Origin of the sequence: Streptomyces violaceorubidus (assembly GCF_000717995.1) — a bacterium.
Taxonomy (GTDB): Bacteria; Actinomycetota; Actinomycetes; order Streptomycetales; family Streptomycetaceae; genus Streptomyces; species Streptomyces violaceorubidus.
In genome coordinates, this window is sequence record NZ_JODM01000003.1 from 218,046 (window position 1) to 241,135 (window position 23,090).

The 23,090-nt window shown below is 70.8% G+C and carries 25 protein-coding genes, 1 tRNA gene and 1 riboswitch; of the genes, 7 read left to right on the forward strand and 19 right to left on the reverse strand.

Translation table 11 applies throughout. The annotated features are described in order from the left end of the window. Positions 1–39 precede the first annotated feature (39 nt). A complete protein-coding gene (locus IE94_RS0107600) occupies positions 40–1,395 on the reverse strand; it encodes a DUF445 domain-containing protein (protein ID WP_030180092.1) in 1,356 nt (451 codons plus the stop codon). Between the two features lie 199 nt (positions 1,396–1,594). Between IE94_RS0107600 and IE94_RS0107605 the strand changes: the two genes are divergently transcribed. After that, positions 1,595–2,959 carry an SGNH/GDSL hydrolase family protein gene (locus IE94_RS0107605; RefSeq protein WP_030180095.1) on the forward strand — a complete coding sequence of 455 codons (1,365 nt, stop codon included), beginning with the start codon at positions 1,595–1,597 and terminating at the stop codon, positions 2,957–2,959. 569 nt (positions 2,960–3,528) lie between these two features. Here IE94_RS0107605 and IE94_RS0107610 read toward each other — a convergent pair. The 4 genes from IE94_RS0107610 to IE94_RS0107625 are packed head-to-tail and all read right to left on the reverse strand — an operon-like array spanning position 3,529 to position 7,131. After that, positions 3,529–4,347, reverse strand: a complete 819-nt coding sequence (locus tag IE94_RS0107610) for a DUF1707 SHOCT-like domain-containing protein (RefSeq protein WP_030180098.1) — start codon at positions 4,345–4,347, stop codon at positions 3,529–3,531. A 33-nt stretch (positions 4,348–4,380) separates the two neighbouring features. Then, a complete protein-coding gene (locus tag IE94_RS0107615) occupies positions 4,381–5,430 on the reverse strand; it encodes an ABC transporter ATP-binding protein (RefSeq protein ID WP_030180101.1) in 1,050 nt (349 codons plus the stop codon). 23 nt (positions 5,431–5,453) lie between these two features. Further along, a complete protein-coding gene (locus tag IE94_RS0107620) occupies positions 5,454–6,332 on the reverse strand; it encodes an ABC transporter permease (protein WP_030180104.1) in 879 nt (292 codons plus the stop codon). Beyond that, entirely contained in the window at positions 6,325–7,131 is an 807-nt protein-coding gene (locus tag IE94_RS0107625) for an ABC transporter permease (protein WP_063829705.1), read from the reverse strand. The genes IE94_RS0107620 and IE94_RS0107625 overlap by 8 nt, the downstream gene beginning before the upstream one ends. 276 nt (positions 7,132–7,407) lie before the next feature. Here IE94_RS0107625 and IE94_RS0107630 point away from each other — a divergent pair, with 276 nt between their 5' ends. Next, the gene (locus IE94_RS0107630; protein ID WP_030180109.1) at positions 7,408–9,861 is read left to right on the forward strand and encodes a transglycosylase domain-containing protein; all 2,454 of its coding nucleotides are present in this window, start codon (positions 7,408–7,410) and stop codon (positions 9,859–9,861) included. Here the strand turns inward: IE94_RS0107630 and IE94_RS0107635 are convergent. The 3 genes from IE94_RS0107635 to IE94_RS0107645 all read right to left on the reverse strand — a co-directional run bounded on the left by IE94_RS0107635 (position 9,855) and on the right by IE94_RS0107645 (position 11,054). Next, positions 9,855–10,175, reverse strand: a complete 321-nt coding sequence (locus IE94_RS0107635) for a DMT family transporter (RefSeq protein WP_030180111.1) — start codon at positions 10,173–10,175, stop codon at positions 9,855–9,857. The genes IE94_RS0107630 and IE94_RS0107635 overlap by 7 nt on opposite strands. 31 nt (positions 10,176–10,206) lie before the next feature. Continuing rightward, a riboswitch (guanidine-III (ykkC-III) riboswitch) is annotated at positions 10,207–10,274 on the reverse strand. Between the two features lie 67 nt (positions 10,275–10,341). Then, the gene (locus IE94_RS0107640) at positions 10,342–10,644 is read right to left on the reverse strand and encodes a GroES family chaperonin (RefSeq protein ID WP_425337957.1); all 303 of its coding nucleotides are present in this window, start codon (positions 10,642–10,644) and stop codon (positions 10,342–10,344) included. Positions 10,645–10,721: 77 nt separating this feature from the next. After that, positions 10,722–11,054 carry a DUF3618 domain-containing protein gene (locus tag IE94_RS0107645; protein WP_030180116.1) on the reverse strand — a complete coding sequence of 111 codons (333 nt, stop codon included), beginning with the start codon at positions 11,052–11,054 and terminating at the stop codon, positions 10,722–10,724. Positions 11,055–11,148: 94 nt separating this feature from the next. Between IE94_RS0107645 and bcp the strand changes: the two genes are divergently transcribed. Further along, positions 11,149–11,616 carry a thioredoxin-dependent thiol peroxidase gene (gene bcp, locus IE94_RS0107650; protein ID WP_030180118.1) on the forward strand — a complete coding sequence of 156 codons (468 nt, stop codon included), beginning with the start codon at positions 11,149–11,151 and terminating at the stop codon, positions 11,614–11,616. Between the two features lie 42 nt (positions 11,617–11,658). Then, positions 11,659–11,745, forward strand: a tRNA-Leu gene (locus IE94_RS0107655). Between the two features lie 16 nt (positions 11,746–11,761). Here the strand turns inward: IE94_RS0107655 and rdgB are convergent. From rdgB to IE94_RS0107675, 4 genes are all read right to left on the reverse strand, one after another. After that, positions 11,762–12,364: an RdgB/HAM1 family non-canonical purine NTP pyrophosphatase gene (gene rdgB, locus IE94_RS0107660; RefSeq protein ID WP_030180121.1), complete on the reverse strand. Its 603-nt coding sequence runs from the start codon at positions 12,362–12,364 to the stop codon at positions 11,762–11,764. A gap of 47 nt (positions 12,365–12,411) precedes the next feature. Beyond that, positions 12,412–12,816, reverse strand: coding sequence for a hypothetical protein (locus IE94_RS0107665; protein WP_030180125.1), 405 nt, complete (start codon positions 12,814–12,816; stop codon positions 12,412–12,414). Positions 12,817–13,037: 221 nt separating this feature from the next. Then, entirely contained in the window at positions 13,038–13,775 is a 738-nt protein-coding gene (gene rph / locus IE94_RS0107670; protein WP_030180127.1) for a ribonuclease PH, read from the reverse strand. 76 nt (positions 13,776–13,851) lie between these two features. Beyond that, the gene (locus IE94_RS0107675; RefSeq protein ID WP_003975905.1) at positions 13,852–14,085 is read right to left on the reverse strand and encodes a PTS sugar transporter subunit IIB; all 234 of its coding nucleotides are present in this window, start codon (positions 14,083–14,085) and stop codon (positions 13,852–13,854) included. 158 nt (positions 14,086–14,243) lie between these two features. Here IE94_RS0107675 and IE94_RS0107680 point away from each other — a divergent pair, with 158 nt between their 5' ends. After that, positions 14,244–15,539, forward strand: coding sequence for a PTS transporter subunit EIIC (locus IE94_RS0107680; RefSeq protein WP_030180130.1), 1,296 nt, complete (start codon positions 14,244–14,246; stop codon positions 15,537–15,539). Positions 15,540–15,766: 227 nt separating this feature from the next. Continuing rightward, positions 15,767–17,017: a PTS transporter subunit EIIC gene (locus IE94_RS0107685; RefSeq protein ID WP_030180133.1), complete on the forward strand. Its 1,251-nt coding sequence runs from the start codon at positions 15,767–15,769 to the stop codon at positions 17,015–17,017. A 76-nt stretch (positions 17,018–17,093) separates the two neighbouring features. On the opposite strand, the gene IE94_RS0107690 is transcribed toward IE94_RS0107685, so the two are convergent. Continuing rightward, the gene (locus IE94_RS0107690) at positions 17,094–17,846 is read right to left on the reverse strand and encodes an MBL fold metallo-hydrolase (protein WP_030180135.1); all 753 of its coding nucleotides are present in this window, start codon (positions 17,844–17,846) and stop codon (positions 17,094–17,096) included. Between the two features lie 204 nt (positions 17,847–18,050). Between IE94_RS0107690 and IE94_RS0107695 the strand changes: the two genes are divergently transcribed. Next, positions 18,051–18,512 carry a type II toxin-antitoxin system PemK/MazF family toxin gene (locus tag IE94_RS0107695; RefSeq protein WP_030180138.1) on the forward strand — a complete coding sequence of 154 codons (462 nt, stop codon included), beginning with the start codon at positions 18,051–18,053 and terminating at the stop codon, positions 18,510–18,512. Positions 18,513–18,521: 9 nt separating this feature from the next. On the opposite strand, the gene IE94_RS0107700 is transcribed toward IE94_RS0107695, so the two are convergent. From IE94_RS0107700 to IE94_RS0107725, 6 genes are all read right to left on the reverse strand, one after another. Next, entirely contained in the window at positions 18,522–19,472 is a 951-nt protein-coding gene (locus IE94_RS0107700; RefSeq protein WP_030180140.1) for a PLP-dependent cysteine synthase family protein, read from the reverse strand. A gap of 6 nt (positions 19,473–19,478) precedes the next feature. After that, positions 19,479–19,811: a MoaD/ThiS family protein gene (locus tag IE94_RS0107705; protein ID WP_030180143.1), complete on the reverse strand. Its 333-nt coding sequence runs from the start codon at positions 19,809–19,811 to the stop codon at positions 19,479–19,481. Positions 19,812–19,911: 100 nt separating this feature from the next. Beyond that, positions 19,912–20,007 (reverse strand): putative leader peptide, encoded by a 96-nt coding sequence (locus IE94_RS41690; RefSeq protein WP_328657635.1) that lies wholly within the window; start codon positions 20,005–20,007, stop codon positions 19,912–19,914. A 79-nt stretch (positions 20,008–20,086) separates the two neighbouring features. Beyond that, positions 20,087–20,509, reverse strand: coding sequence for a M67 family metallopeptidase (locus IE94_RS0107715; RefSeq protein WP_030180146.1), 423 nt, complete (start codon positions 20,507–20,509; stop codon positions 20,087–20,089). Positions 20,510–20,675: 166 nt separating this feature from the next. Beyond that, positions 20,676–22,103, reverse strand: a complete 1,428-nt coding sequence (locus tag IE94_RS0107720; RefSeq protein WP_030180149.1) for an amino acid permease — start codon at positions 22,101–22,103, stop codon at positions 20,676–20,678. Between the two features lie 351 nt (positions 22,104–22,454). After that, complete coding sequence (locus IE94_RS0107725; protein ID WP_030180151.1) at positions 22,455–23,063, reverse strand: DUF2017 domain-containing protein; 609 nt, start codon at positions 23,061–23,063, stop codon at positions 22,455–22,457. Positions 23,064–23,090 lie beyond the last annotated feature (27 nt).

The window sequence follows — 23,090 nt, forward strand, 5'->3', positions numbered from 1 at the left end:
GCCCGCCGCCGGAGGGAACACGCCCGCCGCGCGGGGAGGCTACGCCCCCAGGATGCGGGAGACCGTGTAGATCAGCAGCCCGGCCAGGGAGCCGACCACGGTGCCGTTGATGCGGATGAACTGGAGGTCGCGGCCGATGTTCGCCTCGATCTTCTTCGTGGTGTGCTCGGCGTCCCAGCTCGCCACCGTGTCGGTGATCAGGGAGGTGATCTCCTTGCGGTAGGTGGTGACGACGTACACCGCGGCGCCCTCCACCCAGCGGTCGACCTTGCCCTGCACCTTGGTGTCGGAGGCCATCCGGGCGCCCAGGGACAGCAGCGAGGCGCGCACCCGCAGCCGCAGCTCACTGCGCTCGTCCTCCGCCGCCGAGACGATCATGGACCGTACGGCCGTCCAGGCGGACGCGATCAGATCCTGGACCTCGCCGCGGCCCAGCACCTCGGTCTTCAGCCGCTCCACCCGCGCGCGGGTCTCCGTGTCGGACTGGAGGTCGGCGGCGAAGTCGGTGAGGAAGCGGTCCAGGGCGCCGCGCGCCGGGTGGGCGGGCATGTCGCGCATCTCGGTGACGAAGCGCAGCAGCTCCTTGTAGACCCGGTCGCCGATCTTCCGGTCGACGAACCGGGGGGTCCATCCGGGTGCCCCGCCCTGTACGGCGTCCATCACCGAGTCGCCGTGCAGGACGAGCCAGTCGCGGGCGCGGGAGACGATCAGGTCGACGGCCCGCTTGTGACCGCCGTCGGAGACGACCCGGTCCAGCATCTTGCCGATGCCGGGCGCGATCTCCTGGGCGTCGGCACGGCGCGTGATCGCCTCGCCGACCACCGCCTGGACGTCGGAGTCGCGCAGCACGGTGAGGGCGCCGCGCAGGGCGGCGGACAGCTCGGCCGTCACCCGGTCGGCGTGCTCCGGCACGGCGAGCCAGGCACCGAGGCGGCCGCCGATGCCGACGGCACGCAGCCGCTGGCGCACGACGGCCTCGGAGAGGAAGTTCTCCCCGACGAACTCGCCCAGGGAGACGCCGAGCTGGTCCTTCTTCTTCGGGATGATCGCGGTGTGCGGGATGGGGATGCCGAGCGGGTGGCGGAAGAGCGCGGTGACCGCGAACCAGTCGGCGAGCGCGCCGACCATCCCGGCCTCGGCGGCGGCCGACACATAGCCCGCCCAGGCACCCGCGCCCCGGTGGGAGGCCCACTCGGCCAGGACGTAGACCACGGCGACGAACAGCAGCAGACCGGTGGCGGTGAGCTTCATCCGGCGCACGCCGCGGCGCTTGACCTCGTCGGCCGGGCTGAAGGACGTCATCGCGCGGTCGCGGACCGCCGCACCCCTGCCGGCACCCCCGGAACCACCCGCCGACCCCGCGTCCTCGGGAAGATCCGCCTTCGTGCGTTCCATCCGCTCCACCGTTCGCTGATACGTCCCTCGCACATTGTCCCTTCCTGACCTACTCCCGGAACGGAACACAAGTTCCCGGCGTCTGTCCCGGGAGGGGGAACGCCCGGGGCTCCTGCGGCCTTTCCCCCGCCCATGACGCATCATGGGTTCATCGGACCGGAGCCTCGGGGCTCCCCTCGCCCGAGGAGAACAGAACAGCATGACCCGGGGTCGTGACGGGGGTGCGGGGGCGCCTCCCACCAAGCACCGTGCCCTGCTCGCGGCGATCGTCACCCTGATAGTGGCGATCTCCGCGGCCATATACGCCGGAGCGTCCGCGGACGACGGCACCAGGGACCACGCGTTGCAGGCCGGAGGCCGTCTCCCGCGAGGGGACGCCGCCCCCGCCTCCACGGGCGCCTGGGTGGGCGCCTGGGCCACCGCACCGGCCGCGGCCGAGCCGGGCACCGAGACGACCGGCATGGCGGGCCGCTCCGTGCGCAACGTCGTGCACACCTCGGTCGGCGGCACCAGCGCGCGGATCACCCTGTCCAACCTGTACGGCCAGTCGCCGCTGACCGTCACGCACGCCTCGATCGCCCTTGCCGCGGGGCCCGACACGGCCGCCGCGGTCGCCGACACCCTGCGCGTGCTGACCTTCGGCGGCAGCACCCGGGTGATCATCCCGGCGGGCGGCCGGGTGATGAGCGACATCGCCCGCATCGCCATCCCCTACGGGGCGAACGTCCTGGTCACCACGTACTCCCCGGTCCCGTCCGGGCCGGTGACCTACCACCGGCAGGCCCGTCAGACCAGCTACCTCGCCGACGGCGACCGCACGGCCGACGTCACCGCCGTCGCGTACACCACACCCACACCGTACTGGCGCTACCTGACCGCGCTGGACGTACTGAGCCACGAGGCCGACGGCACGCTGGTAGCGTTCGGCGACTCGATCACCGACGGCCTCGGCTCCGCGACCGACGCCAACCACCGCTGGACCGACATCCTCGCCGCGCGCCTCCACGAGGCGGCCGGCACCGGCCGGGACACCCCCCGCTACAGCGTCGTGAACGAGGGCATCAGCGGCAACCGGATCCTGACCAGCAGGTCGGGCCGCCCGGCCGACAACCCGAGCGGGCTGAGCCGCTTCGAACGCGACGTGCTGGAGCGCACCAACGTGAAGGCCGTCGTCATCGCCCTCGGCGTCAACGACATCCTGAACAGCCCGGAACTCGCCGACCGCGACGGCATCCTCACGGGCCTGCGCACCCTCGTCGACCAGGCGCACGCCCGGGGACTGCGGGTCGTCGGCGCGACGATCATGCCGTTCGGCGGCCACGGCGGCCACACCAGGGTCCGCGAGACGATGCGGCAGGAGATCAACGAGGAGATCCGCTCCGGCCGCGTCTTCGACACGGTCGTCGACTTCGACAAGGCCCTGCGCGACTCGTACGACCCGCGCAGGCTGCGCTCCGAGTACGACAGCGGCGACCACCTGCACCCCAGCGACAAGGGGTACGCACGCATGGGCCGGACCCTCGACCTGGACACCCTGAAGGGCAGGACACCGGTGGCGGCATAGCCCCCGGGCGGCCCGGGGGGGCGCCCGGTCGCTCCCGGGTTCGGCACGACGCCGACCCCGACGAAACCCACGCCCCAGACCCCGGGCACGAAGGCGCGCTCAAACCGCCCCACCCGGCCCGACACCCAGGCCGGACCCCGACCGAACACCCTCAAGGGCGCGACACCAGTGGCGGCACAGCCCACCGGTCAGACCCCGCCCGCGAAAGCCACCCTCAACCGCCCCCACCCGACCCAGCCGCCCCGACGGGCACCCCACAGCCGACGGCACAGCCCACCGGCCGACCCCGGGAACGGCACCCGCCCCTCCCCAGCACAGCACCGACGCCGACGAAACCCACGCCCCAGACCCCCGGGCGCGAATGCCGCCCTCGGCCGCCCCCACTCGACCCAGACACCCTCACGGGCACCCCACAGCCGACGGCGCAGCCCACCGGTCAGACCCCGCCCGCGAAAGCCGCCCTCGGCCGTACCCACGCCGGTCCGGACCCGCTCAAGCGGCGGCACAGCCCCACCGGTCAGGCCCCGGCCGGAAGACGCGCTCCGGCGTTCCCGGTCCGGCGCTGTCCTTCAGGTGTCCCTGCGGCGCTCGCGTTCCCGCTCCCGCTCCCGTTCGCGGGCCCCGCCGTGCAGGTCGCCCAAGCCGTGGCCCTCGCGGCGGGAGCCGTCCAGCTCCCTGCGGCCCGAGCCGCGCTCCAGCCGGTCCCGCTCCCGCGCCTCGCGGCGCTCCAGCTTCTCCTGCCGGCGCTCCTCCCTCAGTCGCTGCCGCTCCGCCCGCGTCACCTTGCGCTCGACGCCGACGCCGCCCCAGAAGGCGAAGCCCGTCACGACCACGCGCGGGGCGCCCGGGTCTCCCGGGACGCCCTCCTCGCTGTGGTCGAAGCCGCCCATGATGCCGATGCCGCGCACGACGACCTCGACGCCCGGCGGCACGATCACCTGCGCCCCGCCCATGATCGCGACGCAGTTGATCACGACCTCGCCGGCCGAGAAGTCCGCCTCGCGCAGGTCGATCTCCCCGCCGCCCCAGAACGCGAAGCAGTTGAACCGCCTCGGCACCGTCCAGCGGCCCCTGCGCTGGAAGCCGGACATCACGGCGACCGCCCAGGTCGACGAACCCTCCGCACCGGTGATCCGCCCCGCCCAGCCCCCGTCCCGCTCCGGCTCCTTGGTCATCGACACCCGGGGCGCCGCGGCCACCGTGCCGACCGGCAGGTCCCGGGTGATCGGCGCCAGCTCCCCGTACGTCCGCGCCTTGTAGGTGGCGTCCAGCCGCTCCTCGAACTCGGTCATGTCCAGCCGCCCCTCGGCGAGGGCGTCGCGCAGGACCTCGGCGACTCGTTCACGGTCGGCGTCGGAAGCACGGAGTTCCGGGGCGTCGTCGGTCATGTACAGCAGCCTACGAGGTCCCCGCGCCGGGCACTACGCGCCCGCGCGTTCCGCGTACATCTTCGCGATCACCGACTCGATGTCCGGCTCCCGCACCGACAGGTCCACCAGCGGGTACTCCGCCGCGATCCGCGCCACCAGCCCCGCCGCCGACGCCGACGCCGGGAACGCCAGCCACTGCCGCGGTCCCTCCACCCGCACCACCCGGGCGGGCTCCGGCGCCTCGATCGGGGGCAACTCCCGTTCCAGGTCCACCACGAGGGTGCGTTCGCTCTCCCCCGCCTCGTGCAGGCCGGCCAAGGGGCCGTCGTACATCAGCCGCCCGTGGTCGATGACCATCACGCGCGAGCAGAGCTGCTCGATGTCCTGGAGGTCGTGCGTGGTCAGCAGCACCGTCGTGCCGCGCTCGGCGTTCAAGTCCCGCAGGAACCCCCGCACCTTGGCCTTGGAGACCACGTCCAGGCCGATCGTCGGCTCGTCCAGGTACAGCACCTCGGGATCGTGCAGCAGCGCCGCCGCGATGTCGCCGCGCATCCGCTGGCCCAGCGACAGTTGCCGCACCGGCACGTCCAGCAGGTCCCGGAGCTGGAGGAGTTCGACACAGCGGTCCAGGTTTTCGCGGTAACGGGCGTCCGGGATGCGGTACATGCGGTGCATCAGCCGGTAGGAGTCGATCAGCGGCAGGTCCCACCACAGCGTCGTCCGCTGCCCGAAGACCACCCCGATGCGGTGCGCCAGCCGGGTCCGCTCCCGAGACGGGTCGATGCCGGCCACCCGCAGCCGCCCGCCGCTGGGCGTCAGGATGCCGGTGAGCATCTTGATCGTCGTCGACTTCCCGGCGCCGTTCGGGCCGATGTAGCCGACCATCTCGCCGCGCGACACCGTGAACGACAGCCCGTCCACGGCCCGCACCCGCCGCCGCTCCCGCTTCAGGAAGCCGGTCTTCTTGCGCACGTCGAAGACCTTCTCGACGCCGTCCAGCTCGATGAAGGCCGCCACCGCGTCCACCGCAGCCGAAGCCTCCGCCCCCGCCCCGGGCTCCGCCCTGTCCGCCGTCTCCGACGTGCCCGCCGTGTCCGTCATGTCCGCCGTCTCCGCCCTCTCCGTCAGTTCCCCGTGCTCCGGTACGAACGCAGGCCCGCCCGCCAGGCCAGCCCCGCCAGCGCGCAGCAGGCGGCGGCCGCCAGCGGCGGCGTGAACGCCACCCACCCGGGCAGGTCCAGCGGATACGGCCGCCCCAGCACATAGCTCGCCGGCAGCCAGTTCACGAACGCCAGCGGCACCACGAACGTCGCCCCGCGCACCAGGTCCAGCGCGAACACCGTCGGCGGGTACTGCAACATCGTCGTACCGCCGTAGGTGAAGGCATTGGACACCTCCGAGGCGTCCTGCGCCACGAACTGGAACGCCGCCGCCGCCACGAACACCGCGGCGAAGATCCCGGCCCCGCTGACCAGCGTCACCGGCATCAGCAGCAGCTTCGCCGCCGTCCAGTCGATGTCGACGACCGTCAGCGCGTACCCCAGCACCAGCAGCCCCTGCACCACCCGGCCCAGCCGGCGCAGCGCGAACCGGTCCGCCGCCACCTGCGCCAGCACCGGCGCCGGACGCACCAGCAAGGTGTCCAGCGTGCCGTCGCGCACCCGCCGCCCCAGCCGCTCCATGGAGCCGATCGAGAGGTCGGCCAGCCCGAAGGAGACCCCGGACAGCCCGTACAGGAACGCCACCTCGGCCAGCGAGTAGCCGCCCAGCGCGTCGACCCGGGAGAACATCAGCAGGATCGCCACGAAGTCCAGCGCGGTCATCGCGAAGTTCCCGAACGTGGTCAGCGCGAAGGACGTCCGGTACGCCATCGTCGACCTGATCCACATCCCGGCGATCAGCCCGTACGCGCGCACCCCCTCGACGACCCGCCCGCGCCGCACCCCCGGCTCGGCCGCCTCGCCCGCCCCGGCCGCCTCAGCCGCCCCGGCCGCCTCAGCCACCCTGGACCACCACCCGTCGCGTCGCCGCCGACTGCACCAGCCGGCCCAGCGCCAGCAGTGCCACCGCCCAGGACGCCTGGAAGGCGAAGGTCCCCAGCGGGTCGGCCTCGCCCAGCAGCACGTCCGCCGGCGCCTGGAGCAGCGACGACCACGGCAGCGCCCGCACCACCTCGCCGAGCACCCCCGGGAACACGTTCAGCGGCAGCAGCATCCCCGAGCAGAACAGCCCCGCCAGCCACGCCATCTGCGTCACCCCGGTGCCGTCGAGCAGCCAGAACGCCGAGAGCGCCACCAGATAGCGCAAGGCGAAACCCACCAGCATCGCCAGCAGCAGCGTCACCAGGAACGCCGCCCACACGGACACCTCCCGCGGCAGCGCCACCGGGAAGAACAGCGACCCGAACACGAACGGCACCACACCGCGGCCCAGCAACTGGAACAGCGCCCGCCCCACGTCCGCCGCCAGCCACCACAGCTGCAGGTCCGCCGGCCGGTACAGATCGACGGCGACGTCACCCGTACGGATGCGCTCCATCAACTCGTCCTCGAACCCGCCGCCCCCGATCGCCAGCGCCGCCAGCAGCGCCTGCCCCAGCCACACGAAGGTCACCGCCTGCGCCTGGTCGTACCCGCCGAGCTGCGGTCTCTCGTCCCACAGCGCCAGGTAGGTGTACACCAGGATCAGTCCGAAGACGGTGTTGGTGAACACTCCGGCGGCCGTGGCCGCCCGGTACGTCGCGTACCGCCGGAATCCGCCCGCCGCGACGGCCGCGTACAACCGCCCCGAGCCCGTACCCACTGCCCTCCTCCTCCGCCCGGCACCAAAGCGCAGGAGCCTAGTGCGAAGGCCGTGGGCCCTGCCACGGAATTTCACGGGTGTGCCCTCGAGCGGGAACGGAACGCCCGGTGCGAGAGTCTTCTTCAGAGGGCGTCACAGACGTGGGAACGCGCCAGAGGGCGCACCGGCGCACAAGACCGTACGAGACCAGCCCGACCAGACCGTACGACGCGAAAACCGTACGATGCGAAAACCGTACGAAGTGAAGCAGACGCGAAACAGGAGTCCGTGCACGAGATGAGCGACGAGCCGCAGCCGCAGCAGCCGAACCCGGGCTGGGCCCCGAGAGAGCCACAGGCGGCCGGCGAGGGGCAGACGGGGGACCCGGGGGCGTCCGGGAAGGCGAAGAAGCCCCAGCGGCCCAAGCGCACCGGATGGCGCCGCCTGATCCCGACCTGGCGCATCGCGCTGAGCACCGTCGTCGTCGGCCTCCTGCTGATCGTCGGCGGCTTCTTCCTCGGCTACCACCTCGTCCAGATCCCCGCCGCCAACGCGCTCGCCACCAAGCAGTCCAACGTCTACCTCTACGCCGACGGCAGCGTCCTCGCCCGCGACGGCGAGGTCAACCGCGAGAGCGTCGGCCTCGCGCGCATCTCCAAGGACGCCCAGCACGCCGTCCTCGCCGCCGAGGACCGCGACTTCTACACCGAGTCCGCCATCGACCCCATGGCGATGGTCCGGGCCGGCTGGAACACCGCCACCGGCAAGGGCAAGCAGTCCGGCTCCACCATCACCCAGCAGTACGTCAAGAACTACTACCTGGGCCAGGAGCAGACCGTCACCCGCAAGGTGAAGGAGTTCTTCATCTCGATCAAGCTCGACCGGGAGAAGAGCAAGAGCGAGATCCTCGAGGGCTACCTCAACACCAGCTTCTTCGGCCGCGGCGCCTACGGCATCCAGGCCGCCGCCCAGGCCTACTTCGGCGTCGACGCCAAGGACCTCACCGCCGCCCAGGGCGCCTACCTCGCCTCCCTGCTCAACGCCCCCAGCCAGTACGACGTCGTCGCCCACCCCGAGAACAGGCCCGCCGCCGAGGCCCGCTGGGACTACGTCATGAACGGCATGGTCGACAAGGGCTGGCTCAGCCCCGCCGACCGCGCCGCCGCCACGTTCCCCAAGCCCAAGCAGTCCACCGTCTCCACCGGAATGTCCGGACAGCGCGGCTACGTCGTCAACATCGTCAAGAAGTACCTGATCGAGAACGACATCGTCGACGAGGAGGAACTCGGCCGCGGCGGCTACCGCATCACCACCACCCTGGAGAAGGACAAGCAGGACGCCTTCGTCAAGGCCGTCGACGACAAGCTGATGTCCCGGCTGGACCAGAAGGAACGCAAGGTCGACACCTACGTCCGGGCCGGCGGCGCGTCCGTCGACCCGAAGACCGGCAAGGTCGTCGCGATGTACAACGGCATCGACTACGTCAAGCAGTACACACCCAACGCCGTCCGCCGCGACTTCCAGGTCGGCTCCACCTTCAAGCCCTTCGTGTTCACCTCCGCCGTCGAGAACCACTCCGAGACGCAGAGCGGCGAGACGATCAACCCGAACACGCGCTACGACGGCACCAGCGAGCGCCCCGTCCGGGGCTGGAGCGGCGGCCGCTACGCCCCGGAGAACGAGGACCACCGCGACTACGGCCACGTCACCGTCCGCGAGGCCACCGACAAGTCCATCAACGCCGTCTACGCCCAGATGGCCGTCGACGTCGGCTCCGACAAGGTCAAGCAGACCGCGATCGACCTCGGGCTCTCCTCCGACACCCCCGAACTGACCCCGTCCCCCTCCATCGCCCTCGGCGTCGCCACCGCCAGCCCCCTCGACATGGCCGAGGCCTACGCCACCCTCGCCAACCACGGCAGGCACGGCACGTACACCTTCGTCGAGAAGGTCACCAAGGACGGCAAGCAGGAGGTCGAACTGCCCGAGCGGCGCGAGCACCAGGCCGTCAGCCGCGAGTCCGCCGACACCACCACGTCCGTGCTGCGCAGCGTCGTCCAGCAGGGCACCGCCACCGCCGCCCAGGCCGCCGGCCGCCCCGCCGCGGGCAAGACCGGCACCGCCGAGGAGGACACGGCCGCCTGGTTCGCCGGCTACACCCCGGACCTCGCCACCGTCGTCGCCGTCATGGGCCAGGACCCCAAGACCGCCGCCCACAAACCCCTGTACGGCGCCATGGGCCTGGAGCGCATCAACGGCGGCGGCGCCCCCGCCGAGATTTGGGGCCAGTACACCCGCAACGCCCTCAAGGGCGAACCGGTCAGCGACTTCGACCTCCAGCTCCAGGACGGCGCCGACGTCACCGCACCCCCGTCCGGCGACGCCTCGGACGAACCGGGCGACGGCGACGAGAGCGGCAGCAGCGAGCCCGACGGGAACTCCACCGGCGACGAGGAGGGCTCCGGCACCGAGACCCCGGGCGGCGACTCGGGCAGCAGCACCCCGCCCGGAGACGCCGGCGGCACCGAGAGCGAGCCCCCGTCGACCGGCGGCGGCACCCCGACCACGGGCGGCGCCAGCACCGAGCCGGGCCCCACGGGCGGCGCCGACACTGGTGGCGGCGACTCCTCCAACGGGGGCACGGGGCCGGGCGGCGGAGACACCGACGGCGCGGGCGGCGGGGACACCGACGGCGCCGGCACCACCGCCGGCACGGTCGCCGGCATCCCCGTCACACCCCGGCGTCAGTGACCGGAGGTCGCCTTCAGACCCACCACGGCGACCAGCAGCAGACAGACGAAGAAGATCCGGGCGGCGGTCGCCGGCTCCCCCAGCACCACCATGCCGAGCACCGCCGCACCGGCCGCGCCGATGCCCACCCACACGCCGTAGGCGGTGCCGATGGGCAGCGTCCGGGCCGCGTACGACAGCAGCATCATGCTCGCGACGATCCCGGCACCGGTGAACACACTCGGCCACAGCCGCGTGAAACCGTCGGTGTACTTCATCCCGATCGACCAGCCGACCTCGAGCAGACCGGCGACGACGAGCAGAACCCACGCCATGACAGGCACCTCCGTGAACGAACTGAACGGTGGTGCGTCGTCTTTTCCTTCAGCCCGGTACGGCGCGTCTCGTCGGGGTGCTTCCCACGGTAGCAAAGCCCGCGGAAAGGGGCCGGTGACCCTGGTCACCGGCCCCTGCTGTCCTACCGCCCCGCTGCCCCACGGCTCACAGATACAGCCCGGTGGAGTCCTCCGACCCCTCGAACCGGTCCGCGGCCACGGCATGGAGATCCCGCTCGCGCATGAGCACGTAGCCCACGCCCCGCACCTCGACCTCGGCACGGTCCTCCGGGTCGTACAGCACCCGGTCGCCCGGCTCCACGGTCCGTACGTTCTGCCCGACCGCGACCACCTCGGCCCAGGCCAGCCGCTTGCCGACGGCCGCCGTCGCGGGGATCAGGATGCCGCCCCCGGAACGCCGCTCGCCCTCACCGGAGTCCTGCCGCACGAGCACGCGGTCGTGCAGCATCCGGATGGGCAGCTTGTCGTCCTGGGGACCGGGCTCGTTTCTCTTGGCGCTCACGCCCTGAACCTACCTGCCGCCGCTCAGCGCCCGCGCCGCCGGGTGCCGCCCAGGGCCAGCAGCCCCACGACCCCGACCACGACCAGCGCGACGGGCACGACCCGCTCCAGCCGGGGGGCGCCCTGCTCGTCCACGAACTGCGCCTTCACATCGCTGACCACGCGATTGACCTGGACGTACGCCCGGCCGAGGGTGTGATCGACGCTGGAGGCGACCTTGGCCTTGGCGTCGTCGACGATCGTCTTCGGGTGCACCCGCATCCCGAGCTCGTCGAGCGTCTCGGCCAGCACCTCGCGGCGGCGCTTGATGTCCGCCTCGATCTGCGCCGGGGTTCTGATGTCCGACGTGTCCGCCACCGTACGCCTCCGAAGTCTGCTCTGACGCTGTCCCGGACAGTCTGTCAGCTCCGCGCCTGTCCGCACTGTCAGGACCCCCCGTTACGCTGGATCGATGAGCGAGCGACTCCAGCCCGGGGACACGGCCCCCGCCTTCACCCTCCCCGACGCCGACGGCAACGAGGTGTCCCTGTCCGACCACAAGGGCCGCAAGGTCATCGTCTACTTCTACCCTGCCGCGCTTACCCCCGGCTGCACGAAGCAGGCCTGCGACTTCACGGACAACCTGGACCTGCTGGCCGGCGCCGGGTACGACGTCATCGGCATCTCCCCCGACAAGCCGGAGAAGCTGGCCAGGTTCCGCGAGGCCGAGTCCCTGAAGGTCACCCTCCTCGCCGACCCGGACAAGAAGGTCCTCGACGCGTACGCCGCCTTCGGCGAGAAGAAGAACTACGGCCGCACCTACATGGGCGTCATCCGCTCCACGATCGTCGTCGACGAACAGGGCAAGGTAGAACACGCCCTCTACAACGTCCGCGCGACGGGCCACGTGGCCAAGATCATCAAGGACTTGGGGATCTGACGGCGCTGCCCGACCAGTAGCATGGCCGGGCAGCAGCGCCGGGCGGCCGTGGTGGAATTGGCAGTCACGCTGGGTTTAGGTCCCAGTGGGGTAACTCCCGTGAGGGTTCGAGTCCCTCCGGCCGCACCAGTACATCTCTGGCTGCTCAGCCGAGCAGCTCCCGCACCACCGGTACCAGCGCCCTGAACGCCTTCCCCCGGTGGCTGATGGCGTTCTTTTCTGACGCCGTCAGTTCCGCGCAGGTGCGGGTCTCGCCGTCGGGCTGGAGGATCGGGTCGTAGCCGAAGCCGCCCGTGCCGGCGGGCTCGTGGCGGAGGGTGCCCCTCAGCTGGCCCTCGACCACCCGCTCCGTGCCGTAGGGGAGGGCGAGGGCCGCCGCGCAGGCGAAGTACGCGCCCCGGTGTTCGTCGGTGATGTCGCCGATCTGGGCCAACAACAGGTCCAGGTTGGCCTTGTCGTCGCCGTGGCGGCCCGCCCAGCGGGCGGAGAAGATGCCGGGCGCTCCGTTGAGGACGTCGACGCACAGGCCGGAGTCGTCGGCGACGGCGGGGAGGCCGGTGGCCTGCGCGAGGGCGTGGGCCTTGAGCAGGGCGTTCTCGGCGAAGGTGACGCCGGTTTCCTTGACGTCGGGGATGTGCGGGTAGGCGTCCGCGCCGACGAGGTCGTGGGGCAGGCCCGCGTCGGCGAGGATGGCCCTGAGTTCGGTGATCTTTCCGGCGTTGCGGGTGGCGAGGATGAGGCGGGTCATGGGCTCCAGTATCCCGGGCGCCGGCCCCGCCTCCGTCACCCGCTCCGCTACGGCGTGCAGACCTTCGTCAGTTCGCCCGCCGCGTCGGTGACGGGGCTGAGGTCGGGGGTCTCGTCGCCGTTGTTCACCGAGGTGCGGACGTTGTCGACGGCCTTGCCGAGGTCGTCGACGGCCTTGTTGACGTCGGCGTTGTCGGTCTGGTCGCCGATCTTGTCGAGGTTCTTGTCGATGGAGCTGAGGGATGCGTCCCACTGGGTGGGGTCGTCCGCGTTCTCCACCGCCTGCTGGAGTTCGGTGACGCTGTCGGCTATCGCGTCGGCCGTGCGTACGCAGTCGAGGGCCTTGTCGACGGCGTCGCAGCCGGTGGTGAGGCCGACCGTCAGGGCGATGGCCGCCGCGGTGGCGACGGCGGTGGCGGTGCGGCGAAGGCTGCGGTGGCGGCTCGCGGCCATGGGTCTCGGTCCTCCCCTGGGACAGGGCCGGGCGGCCCGTGTGCGGTGCGGCGCCGGGCGTACGGCAGGGTCTGCCGTACGCCCGTGGTGCTGTACTGCTAGGGACGCGCCGGTGGGCGGCCGAGTTGCGTGCCCGGCCGCCCTTCCTTGGGGCGTCTTTGGTGTTCCCTTTACTCGGCGGACTCGGCGGACGCGGCCGAGTCGGCGGACTCGGCGGGTCCTCAGCGTTCGAGGGTCGCTTCGAGTGCCTTGCGCTGGAGTTCGGCGAGTTCCGTGCAGCCCGCGGTGGCGAGGTCGAGCAGGGTGTTCAGTTCGTCGCGGGCGAAGGGCTCGGCTTCGGCGGTGCCCTGGACCTCGACGAAGCGGCCGTCGCCGGTGCAGACGACGTTCATGTCGGTGTCGGCACGGACGTCTTCCTCGTAGCGCAGGTCGAGGAGCGGGGTGCCGTCGACGATGCCGACGGAGACGGCGGAGACGGTGCCGGTGAGCGGCTTGCGGTTGGCCTTGATCAGCTTCCGGCCCTGGGCCCAGCCGATGGCGTCGGCGAGGGCGACGTAGGCGCCGGTGATGGCGGCGGTGCGGGTGCCGCCGTCGGCCTGGAGGACGTCGCAGTCCAGGACGACGGTGTTCTCGCCGAGGGCCTTGTAGTCGATGACGGCGCGCAGGGACCGGCCGATGAGGCGGCTGATCTCGTGGGTGCGTCCGCCGATGCGGCCCTTGACGGACTCGCGGTCGCCGCGGGTGTTGGTGGCGCGCGGGAGCATGGCGTATTCGGCGGTGACCCAGCCTTCGCCGCTGCCCTTGCGCCAGCGCGGGACGCCTTCGGTGACGGAGGCGTTGCAGAGGACCTTGGTGTCGCCGAAGGAGACGAGGACGGAGCCTTCGGCGTGCTTGCTCCAGCCGCGTTCGATGGTGACGGGGCGGAGTTGCTGGGGGGTGCGGCCGTCGATGCGTGACATGCGGGTGAGCCTAGCGGCCCATGGGGAAGGGGCCTGTCCCGGAGTGGGAAAGGCCCCTTGCCGGTGAGCCGGTGGCTCACATCATGTCTTCGATCTCCGCGGCGATCGGGTCGGCGTCGGTGCCGATGACGACCTGGATGGCGGTGCCCATCTTGACGACGCCGTGGGCGCCGGCGGCCTTGAGGGCGGCTTCGTTGACCAGCGCGGGGTCGTTGACCTCGGTGCGGAGTCGGGTGATGCAGCCTTCGATCTCGTCGATGTTGTCGATGCCGCCGAGGCCGGCGACGATCTTCTCAGCCTTGCTGGCCATGTTCGTTCTCCCTGATCCGAGCCGCTTTGTCGCAGTAACCCACAGTTGGCCCATCTTCGCGAGCGGTCATGCGGTGCGTACCGAATGATGGCGTCACGACGGCGGTGCCCTCCGTCAACTGGTCTACACCAGTGTACCGGCGACCGGATGGAGACCGGATGAGTGCCGACAGTGCGGCCAGTCCCGCCCGTACCCGCTGGAACACGGCGTTCCAGGGCTTGCAGAAGATGGGGCGCTCTCTTCAGTTGCCCATCGCGGTCCTGCCCGCGGCCGGCATCCTCAACCGGCTGGGGCAGCCGGACGTGTTCGGGGACGACGGTCTCGGCTGGACGAACGTCTCGAAGGTGATGACCGGGGCGGGCGGTGCGCTGCTCGACGGGTCGCTGGGGCTGCCGCTGCTGTTCTGCGTGGGTGTGGCCATCGGGATGGCGAGGAAGGCCGACGGTTCGACGGCGCTGGCGGCGGTGGCGGGGTTCCTCGTCTACTTCAACGTGCTACGGCAGTTCCCGGAGGACTGTCCCGAGGGGTCGAAGGCGGTCCCGCAGATCGGTTGCCAGGTGACCGACGGTTCGGGCGAGGTGACGGCGTTCGTCTTCCAGAATCCGGGGGTGTTCGGCGGCATCGTGATGGGGTTGCTGACGGCGTACTTCTGGCAGCGCTTCCACCGGACGAAGCTGGTGGACTGGCTGGGTTTCTTCAACGGGCGCCGGCTGGTGCCGATCATCATGGCGTTCGTGGCGATCGTGTTCGCGGCGCTGTGCCTGTGGGTGTGGCCGCCGATCGGTGACGCGCTGGAGAGCTTCAGCGACTGGCTGAACGGGATCGGCGCGTGGGGTGCGGGGGTGTTCGGGCTGGCGAACCGGGCGCTGCTGGTGATCGGCCTGCACCAGTTCCTGAACGTGCCGATGTGGTTCCAGTTCGGCACGTACACGAAGCCGGACGGCACGGTGGTGCACGGCGACATCAACATGTTCCTGGCGGGCGACCCGGACGCGGGTCAGTTCACCACCGGTTTCTTCCCGATCATGATGTTCGCGCTGCCCGCGGCGGCGCTGGCGATCACGCACTGCGCGAAGCCGAGCCGGCGCAAGGAGGTCGGCGGCCTGATGCTGTCGGTGGGGCTGACGTCGTTCGTGACGGGGATCACGGAGCCGCTGGAGTACTCGTTCCTGTTCATCGCTCCCCTGCTGTACGCGGCGCACGCGGTGCTGACGGGGGTGTCGATGGCGGTGACGTGGGCGCTGGGGGTGAAGGACGGGTTCAGCTTCTCGGCGGGGCTGATCGACTACGTCATCAACTGGAACCTGGCGACCAAGCCGTGGCTGATCATTCCGATCGGGCTGTGCTTCGCGGTGGTGTACTACGTGGTCTTCCGGTTCGCGATCACGAAGTTCGACCTGAAGACGCCGGGGCGGGAGCCGGACGAGGACGTGGAGGACGTGACCAAGGTGTAGACCAGTTTCCGCCTCACGTACCCTTTGAGGGTGGTCTCGCGAAGGCCCCCGGACCGTCGGTCCGGGGGCCTTCGAGCGCGCCCTCGCGCGTGTGTGATCAGGGGACTTGACCGGGTACTGCGCGTAGCGGTCCGGTCGCGGAATCGCGGGTTCCTTACGCCGCCTTCATCGTGCTACAACAGGTCTACACCACTGAGTGGTGTAGACCACCACCCGATGGAGGAAGCATGAGCACCGCCACCGACACGGCGGCCCCCGCAAAGAAGCGGGGATCCGGTCTTTTCCAGGGGCTGCAGAAGGTAGGACGCAGCCTCCAGCTCCCGATCGCCGTGCTGCCGGCGGCGGGCATCATGGTCCGCCTCGGCCAGCCGGACATCTTCGGCGCGGACGGCCTCGGCTGGGACAAGGTCGCCGCCGTCTTCAACAACGCGGGCGGTGCCCTCACCGGTTCGCTGCCGATCCTGTTCTGCATAGGTGTGGCCATCGGCTTCGCGAAGAAGGCCGATGGCTCGACCGCGCTGGCCGCGGTGGTCGGCTTCCTCGTCTACAGCAAGGTGCTCGAGGCCTTCCCGGTCACCGAGGCGGTGGTCAAGGACGGTCCGGACGTCGCCGCGACCTACAACGACCCGGGTGTGCTCGGCGGCATCATCATGGGTCTGCTCGCCGCCGTGCTGTGGCAGCGGTACCACCGCAAGAAGCTGGTGGACTGGCTCGGCTTCTTCAACGGGCGCCGGCTGGTGCCGATCATCATGGCCTTCGTCGGCATCATCGTGGGTGTCTTCTTCGGTCTGGTCTGGGAGCCCATCGGCGACGGCATCTCGAACTTCGGCGAGTGGATGACCGGCCTCGGCTCCGGCGGTGCGGCCCTGTTCGGCGGCGTGAACCGCGCGCTGATCCCGGTCGGCATGCACCAGTTCGTGAACACGGTGGCCTGGTTCCAGCTCGGCGACTTCACCAACTCCGCCGGTGACGTGGTGCACGGTGACATCACCCGCTTCCTGGCCGGTGACCCCTCCGCCGGCATCTTCCAGTCGGGCTTCTTCCCGATCATGATGTTCGGTCTGCCGGCCGCCGCCCTGGCCATGGCGCACACCGCCCGCCCGGAGCGCCGCAAGGCCGTCCTCGGCATGATGCTCTCGCTGGCCGCGACCTCGTTCGTCACCGGTGTGACCGAGCCGATCGAGTTCTCGTTCATGTTCATCGCGCCGGTCCTGTACGTGCTGCACGCGGTGCTGACCGCCGTGTCGATGGCCGTGACGTGGGGCCTGGGCGTGCACGCCGGCTTCAACTTCTCGGCCGGTGCCATCGACTACGCCCTCAACTGGCACCTCGCCACCAAGCCATGGCTGATCATCCCGATCGGTCTGGTGTTCGCGGTGATCTACTACGTGACGTTCCGCTTCGCGATCGTCAAGTTCAACCTGAAGACCCCGGGCCGCGAGCCCGAGGAGGAGATCGAGGACCTCACCAAGGCGTGAGCCCCGGCCGTACGGCGTGACGAAGGCCCCGGAACCGTGAAGGTTCCGGGGCCTTTTGGTCGGGTGCGGGGCGGGCTCAGATCTCGTAGACCGCGCCGGCCGCGGCGACCTCCACCGTCCCGTCGTACACCTCGCGCGCGTCGGCCAGGTTGACCGCGGGGTCGGTCCACGGGGGGATGTGGGTGAGCACCAGGCGCCGGGCGCCGGCCCGGGTCGCGCTCTCGCCCGCCTCGCGTCCGTTGAGGTGCAGGTCGGGGATGTTCTCCTTGCCGTGCGTGAAGGCGGCCTCGCACAGGAACAGGTCGGTGTCGCGGGCGAGTTCGTCCAGCACGGGGGTGACGCCCGTGTCGCCGGAGTACGTCAGTGAACGGCCGCCGTGCTCGACGCGGACGGCGTAGGCCTCCACGGGGTGGGCGACGCGCTCGGTGTGCACGGTGAGCGGGCCGACCTCGAAGGTGGAGGGCTTGACGGTGTGGAAGTCGAACACCTCGCTCATGGAGGAGGCCGAGGGGGTGTCGGCGTAGGCGGTGGTCAGCCGGTGCTCGGTGCCCTCGGGTCCGTAGACCGGGAGCGGGGCGCAGCGGCCGCCGTCGTGCCGGTAGTAGCGCGCCACGAAGTAGGCGCACATGTCGATGCAGTGGTCGGCGTGCAGATGGCTGAGGAAGATCGCGTCGAGGTCGTAGAGACCGCAGTGGCGCTGCAGCTCGCCGAGGGCACCGTTGCCCATGTCGAGGAGCAGCCGGAAGCCGTCGGCCTCGACGAGGTAGCTCGAGCAGGCCGATTCCGCGGACGGGAACGACCCCGAGCAGCCGACGACGGTGAGCTTCATGAAGCAGAAACCTCCGCTGGCGCGTGTGGAGAGACGGGGGTCGTGCGGTTCGTCGAGCGTAAGGCGCAAAACCTGCGGTCGCTCCTCCGCCAGGGGCCGTTGTGGGCGAACTCACCTGCGGGATCACCGGTTCGGCTGGACCTGGGGAGCGCGGGGCCCTGGGAGGGGCGCGCGGGCGGGACGCGCGCCGGTACCGTCGTCGCCATGGACACGTCCTGGTGGCTCGCCTTCGCGGCGGTCGTACTGCTCGCGCTCGTCGCCACGGTCGTCGACGGCTGGGGCCGGGGCCGCCGGCCCACCCGGCCGGGCGGCGTCCGGCGGCCACCGTCGCGGCCCCGGGGGCCGGGAGGGGCGGTGCGGCCGCGGCCCGCGGAGATCTGGTGGGCGAACGTGCCGTACGAGGACTCCGGCGGCGCGAAGGACCGGCCGTGTCTGGTGCTCTCGGTGCGCGGGCGGCGGGCGCTGGTCGCGAAGATCACCACGCGTCGCCGGGACGGGCGGGCCGGGGTGATCACGCTGCCGCCGGGGTCGGTCGGCGACGCGCGGGGGCGGACGAGCTACCTGGAGACGGACGAGCTGCGCGAGGTGCCGGTGGGTGACTTCCGGCGCCGGGTGCGGGTGGTGGACCCGGCCCTGTGGGACCGGGTCCGTCACCTCGCGGGGTAGGGCTCCCCCTCAGGCCCAGAGCTGGCCGTGGAGGGTCTCGATGGCCTCCTCGGTGGTGGCCGCGGTGTAGACGCCGGTGGAGAGGTACTTCCAGCCGCCGTCGGCGACGACGAACACGATGTCCGCGCTCTCGCCGGACTTCACCGCCTTCTTCCCGACGCCGATCGCGGCGTGCAGGGCGGCGCCGGTGGAGACGCCCGCGAAGATGCCCTCCTGCTGGAGCAGCTCACGGGTGCGGGTGACCGCGTCCGCGGAGCCGACCGAGAAGCGGGTGGTGAGGACGGAGGCGTCGTACAGCTCGGGCACGAAGCCCTCGTCGAGGTTGCGCAGGCCGTACACCAGGTCGTCGTAGCGCGGCTCGGCGGCGACGATCTTCACGTCGGGCTTGTGCTCGCGCAGGTAGCGGCCGACGCCCATCAGCGTCCCGGTCGTCCCGAGGCCCGCGACGAAGTGCGTGACGGAGGGCAGGTCGGCGAGGATCTCCGGGCCGGTGCCGGCGTAGTGGGCGCCGGCGTTGTCCCGGTTGCCGTACTGGTAGAGCATCACCCAGTCCGGGTGCTCGGCGGAGAGCTCCTTGGCGACCCGTACCGCGGTGTTGGAGCCGCCCGCGGCCGGGGAGGAGATGATCTCCGCGCCCCACATGGCGAGCAGGTCCCGGCGCTCCCGGGAGGTGTTCTCGGGCATCACGCAGACGATGCGGTAGCCCTTGAGCCGGGCCGCCATGGCCAGGGAGATGCCGGTGTTGCCGCTGGTCGGCTCCAGGATCGTGCAGCCCTTGGTGAGGCGGCCGTCCTTCTCCGCCTGCTCGATCATGTGGAGCGCGGGGCGGTCCTTGACCGAGCCGGTCGGGTTGCGGTCCTCCAGCTTGGCCCAGATGCGGACGTCGTCGGACGGCGACAGCCGCGGCAGGCGCACCAGAGGGGTGTTGCCCACCGCGGCCAGCGGGGAGTCGTAGCGCATCGGCGATCAGGCCGTTCCCGTCCGTCGCCCGGCCGCCACCCCGGCCGGACGCGGCTTCGCCGCGGCAGAACCTCCGGCGACCGCCGGCAGGATCGTGACGCTGTCGCCGTCGCCGAGCTTGGTGTTGATGCCGTCGAGGAAGCGGACGTCCTCGTCGTTCAGGTAGACGTTGACGAAGCGGCGGAGCTGCTCGCCCTCGACGATGCGGGCCTGGATGCCCGTGTGCCGGGTCTCGAGGTCGGCGAAGAGCTGGGCGAGGGTGTCCCCGGTGCCCTCCACCGCCTTCTGGCCGTCGGTGTACTGGCGGAGGATGGTCGGGATGCGGACCTCGATGGCCATGGCTGAGTGCTCCTGTCGGAAGTTTGTCGTGGGTTCGTAGGGCGCGGCGGCGGCACACGTCAGCACGCCGCGGCTCACGGCCGTACGGCGGCAATGAAGATCAACAGATGGCGCTTTTCAGCCTGCACAGGTCGACGTGCAGCCGCGCCACGAGCAGCGTGCCCGGCGCCTTGTCGCTCACGTCGAGAAGAACCATGGGCTCATCGTATCGATTCCCAATCCCGCATCCGGAGTGTGATCTCACCTGATGGACCTTTTCCGTCCGGCGTGCGAGATCAGTACGCCTCGACGACCTTGACCTCCTCTTCCGTGACCTCACCCTCCACGATGCGGAACGAGCGGAACTGGAACTCGCCGGCACCGTCGGTGTCCGCGGTGGAGACGAGGACGTAGTGGGCGCCGGGCTCGTTGGCGTAGGAGATGTCGGTGCGGGAGGGGTGGGCCTCGGTGGCGGTGTGCGAGTGGTAGATGACCACCGGCTCCTCGTCCCGGTCGTCCATCTCGCGGTAGAGCTTGAGGAGGTCCTGCGAGTCGAACTCGTAGAACGTGGGCGAGCGGGCGGCGTTGAGCATGGGGATGAACCGCTCCGGGCGGCCCTCGCCGACGGGACCGGCCACCACGCCGCACGCCTCGTCGGGGTGGTCCTCGCGCGCGTGGGCGACGATCTGGTCGTACAGGGCCTGGGTGATGGTCAGCATGCGGCCAGGATAAGCAGACGGGCCGCTGCGTACCGATGGGTGGTACGCAGGGGCCCGCATGCCGGACATCCTGAGCGGTGGACGCGCCGGGTGCCACGAGCACCCCGTGCGGCCGGACGTCCGCGGTGCGCGCGAAGGCGCTGGTCAGCGGCGTCCGATGGGGCCGTCAGCCGATCTTCTCGAACTCCGGCTCGCCGGGCCGCTCGGTGATCCGCGGGTTGCGGCTCTTGAGCACCGCCCAGCCGATGCCGAGGGCCGCCGTCCAGCCGGCCATCACGTACAGGCAGACGCGGGCGTCGGCGTCGTAGGCGATCAGGCAGGTGACGAAGAGCAGGAAGGCGATGGCGATGTAGGAGCACACCGAGCCGCCCGGCGCCGGGAAGGAGGAGGCGGGCAGCCGGCCCGCGACGACCCGCCGGCGGTACAGCACGTGGCTGATCAGGATCATCAGCCAGGTCCAGATGCCGGCGGCGGTGGCGACGGAGGTGACGTAGCCGAAGGCCTTCTCGGGGACGAGGTAGTTCAGGACCACGCCGATGGCCATGAAGACCACCGAGACGGCGATGCCGATGGCCGGGGTCTTGGTCGAGGACAGCTTGCTGAAGACCTTGGGGGCCTCGCCGTTGTCCGCGAGGGTGCGCAGCATCCGGCCCGTGGAGTACATGCCGGAGTTGCAGGACGACAGGGCGGCGGTGAGCACCACGAAGTTGACGATGCCCGCGCCGGCCGGGATGCCGATGACCGCGAACGCCTCCACGAAGGGGCTGACGCCCTCGGCGAACTCGGTCCACTTGACCACCGCCAGGATGACGGTGAGGGCGCCGACGTAGAAGAGGGCGATGCGCCAGGGCAGGGTGTTGATCGCCTTGGGGAGGGTCTTCTCCGGGTTCTCGGACTCACCGGCGGTGACGCCGACCAGCTCGACGGCGAGGTAGGCGAACATGACGCCCTGAAGGGTCATCAGGGACGAGCCGATGCCCTTGGGGAAGAAGCCGTCGAACTCCCACAGGTTGGAGACGGCCGCGGTGTCGCCGGCCTGGCTGAAGCCGAAGGTGAGCACACCGACGCCGATCACGATCATGCCGATGATGGCGGTGACCTTGACCATCGAGAACCAGAACTCGATCTCGCCGAACAGCTTCACCGAGATCAGGTTGGCCACGAACAGCAGGACCAGGAAGACCAGGGCCGAGACCCATTGCGGGATGTCCGGGAACCAGTAGTGGATGTAGATGGCGGCGGCGGTGAGTTCCGCCATGCCGGTGACCACCCACATCAGCCAGTACGTCCAGCCGGTGAAGTAACCGAAGAAGGGGCCGAGGAACTCGCGCGAGTACTCGGCGAAGGAGCCGGAGACGGGTCGGTACAGGAGCAGCTCGCCGAGCGCCCGCATGATGAAGAAGATGATCACGCCCGCGAGGGCGTACATGAGGATGATGCTGGGGCCGGCCTTGGCGATGTTGGCCCCGGCGCCCAGGAAGAGACCGACGCCGATGGCGCCGCCGATCGCGATCATCTGGACCTGGCGGCTGCCCAGACCGCGCTCGTAGCCCTCTTCGGGTGCCTTGTCCGTGTCGACCTGCGCAGAGGTCATGTGTGGTGCGCCTTTCTCCATGCCGATCCGGACCTTCTGTCGGCCGCGGATCGGGTCTCGATCCCCCCGGATGATGGAGCTGAGCGGGCCTCACATCCCGCTCGGTGCCTGGCCGGCGGTCCGCCGGCTCGGTGGCGCACCCGGCCGAACATTCGGGTGGTGTTCGCCGGGCGGTCGTGAAGATTTACCACGACGGCGGCGTCGATCACAGAGGCCGACTGTGACGTGTCCCACAGGAAGAAGCGGACGAAAGCCGCGCCCGCGAGACAAAGGGGGCACGGCTTTGACGGGATCGTTATCCGGATTTGAGGCTCCGCTGAGCGGACACGGAGAGTGACGAAACCGCCCGGTTCAGGGCATAAGGGTGCCGACGAGCGACTCTTGGAGCCCGCCGAGCCACAGGTACGCCATCACCATCGGCTTGCGCGGGTCCTCGTCGGGGAGCCGGTAGAGCAGGTCGGTGTCGTCCTCGTCGACGATCTCCAGGCGGGAGCCGATCGCCAGGCGCAGGTCGTTCAGCGCGCGCAGCCACTGCTGGGACTCCTCGGGCGACAGCTTCAGCACCGCGCCCTCCTCGCCCGCCGACGCCGAGGAGAGGGCGTCCAGGGCGCGGACCACCGCCAGCGCGTTGTCCCGCTTGCCGGCCCGCAGGTCGTTCTCGGTGTAGCGGCGGAACTCCGCGGAGTGCGCCCGCTGCTCCTCGGCCTCCCGCGCCTGCGGGGTGCCCTCGGGGTCGCCGTACGCGTCCGGGAAGAGCCGGCGCAGCACCGGGTCGGAGGGCGGCTCGCTCGGGCCCTCGGCGAAGAGCTCGGCGAGCGGGTCGTCGGAGGCGTCCTCGGCGGGCCCCGGGCCGATCAGCTCCAGGAGCTGCACGGCCAGCGAGCGGATGATGGAGATCTCGACGTCGTCGAGCGCGACGGCCGCGCCGCCGCCGGGGAGCGGTTCGAATTGTCCGGGCATGAAGGCGATTCAGCTGCTTCCGTCCTG

Excerpts from the sequence above, each read along its gene's own strand:
- IE94_RS0107610 (WP_030180098.1), bottom strand. The coding sequence starts at position 4,347 with ATGACCGACGACGCCCCGGAACTCCGTGCTTCCGACGCCGACCGTGAA.
- IE94_RS0107695 (WP_030180138.1), top strand. The coding sequence starts at position 18,051 with ATGGACACGTCCTGGTGGCTCGCCTTCGCGGCGGTCGTACTGCTCGCG.
- IE94_RS0107720 (WP_030180149.1), bottom strand. The coding sequence starts at position 22,103 with ATGACCTCTGCGCAGGTCGACACGGACAAGGCACCCGAAGAGGGCTAC.
- IE94_RS0107680 (WP_030180130.1), top strand. The coding sequence starts at position 14,244 with ATGAGTGCCGACAGTGCGGCCAGTCCCGCCCGTACCCGCTGGAACACG.
- IE94_RS0107725 (WP_030180151.1), bottom strand. The coding sequence starts at position 23,063 with ATGCCCGGACAATTCGAACCGCTCCCCGGCGGCGGCGCGGCCGTCGCG.
- IE94_RS0107690 (WP_030180135.1), bottom strand. The coding sequence starts at position 17,846 with ATGAAGCTCACCGTCGTCGGCTGCTCGGGGTCGTTCCCGTCCGCGGAA.
- IE94_RS0107600 (WP_030180092.1), bottom strand. The coding sequence starts at position 1,395 with ATGGAACGCACGAAGGCGGATCTTCCCGAGGACGCGGGGTCGGCGGGT.
- IE94_RS0107705 (WP_030180143.1), bottom strand. The coding sequence starts at position 19,811 with ATGGCCATCGAGGTCCGCATCCCGACCATCCTCCGCCAGTACACCGAC.
- bcp (WP_030180118.1), top strand. The coding sequence starts at position 11,149 with ATGAGCGAGCGACTCCAGCCCGGGGACACGGCCCCCGCCTTCACCCTC.
- IE94_RS0107640 (WP_425337957.1), bottom strand. The coding sequence starts at position 10,644 with ATGCTGCACGACCGCGTGCTCGTGCGGCAGGACTCCGGTGAGGGCGAG.
- IE94_RS0107630 (WP_030180109.1), top strand. The coding sequence starts at position 7,408 with ATGAGCGACGAGCCGCAGCCGCAGCAGCCGAACCCGGGCTGGGCCCCG.
- IE94_RS0107605 (WP_030180095.1), top strand. The coding sequence starts at position 1,595 with ATGACCCGGGGTCGTGACGGGGGTGCGGGGGCGCCTCCCACCAAGCAC.
- IE94_RS0107675 (WP_003975905.1), bottom strand. The coding sequence starts at position 14,085 with ATGGCCAGCAAGGCTGAGAAGATCGTCGCCGGCCTCGGCGGCATCGAC.
- IE94_RS0107635 (WP_030180111.1), bottom strand. The coding sequence starts at position 10,175 with ATGGCGTGGGTTCTGCTCGTCGTCGCCGGTCTGCTCGAGGTCGGCTGG.
- IE94_RS0107685 (WP_030180133.1), top strand. The coding sequence starts at position 15,767 with ATGAGCACCGCCACCGACACGGCGGCCCCCGCAAAGAAGCGGGGATCC.
- IE94_RS0107615 (WP_030180101.1), bottom strand. The coding sequence starts at position 5,430 with ATGACGGACACGGCGGGCACGTCGGAGACGGCGGACAGGGCGGAGCCC.
- rdgB (WP_030180121.1), bottom strand. The coding sequence starts at position 12,364 with ATGACCCGCCTCATCCTCGCCACCCGCAACGCCGGAAAGATCACCGAA.
- IE94_RS0107700 (WP_030180140.1), bottom strand. The coding sequence starts at position 19,472 with ATGCGCTACGACTCCCCGCTGGCCGCGGTGGGCAACACCCCTCTGGTG.
- rph (WP_030180127.1), bottom strand. The coding sequence starts at position 13,775 with ATGTCACGCATCGACGGCCGCACCCCCCAGCAACTCCGCCCCGTCACC.
- IE94_RS0107715 (WP_030180146.1), bottom strand. The coding sequence starts at position 20,509 with ATGCTGACCATCACCCAGGCCCTGTACGACCAGATCGTCGCCCACGCG.
- IE94_RS41690 (WP_328657635.1), bottom strand. The coding sequence starts at position 20,007 with ATGGTTCTTCTCGACGTGAGCGACAAGGCGCCGGGCACGCTGCTCGTG.
- IE94_RS0107665 (WP_030180125.1), bottom strand. The coding sequence starts at position 12,816 with ATGGCCGCGAGCCGCCACCGCAGCCTTCGCCGCACCGCCACCGCCGTC.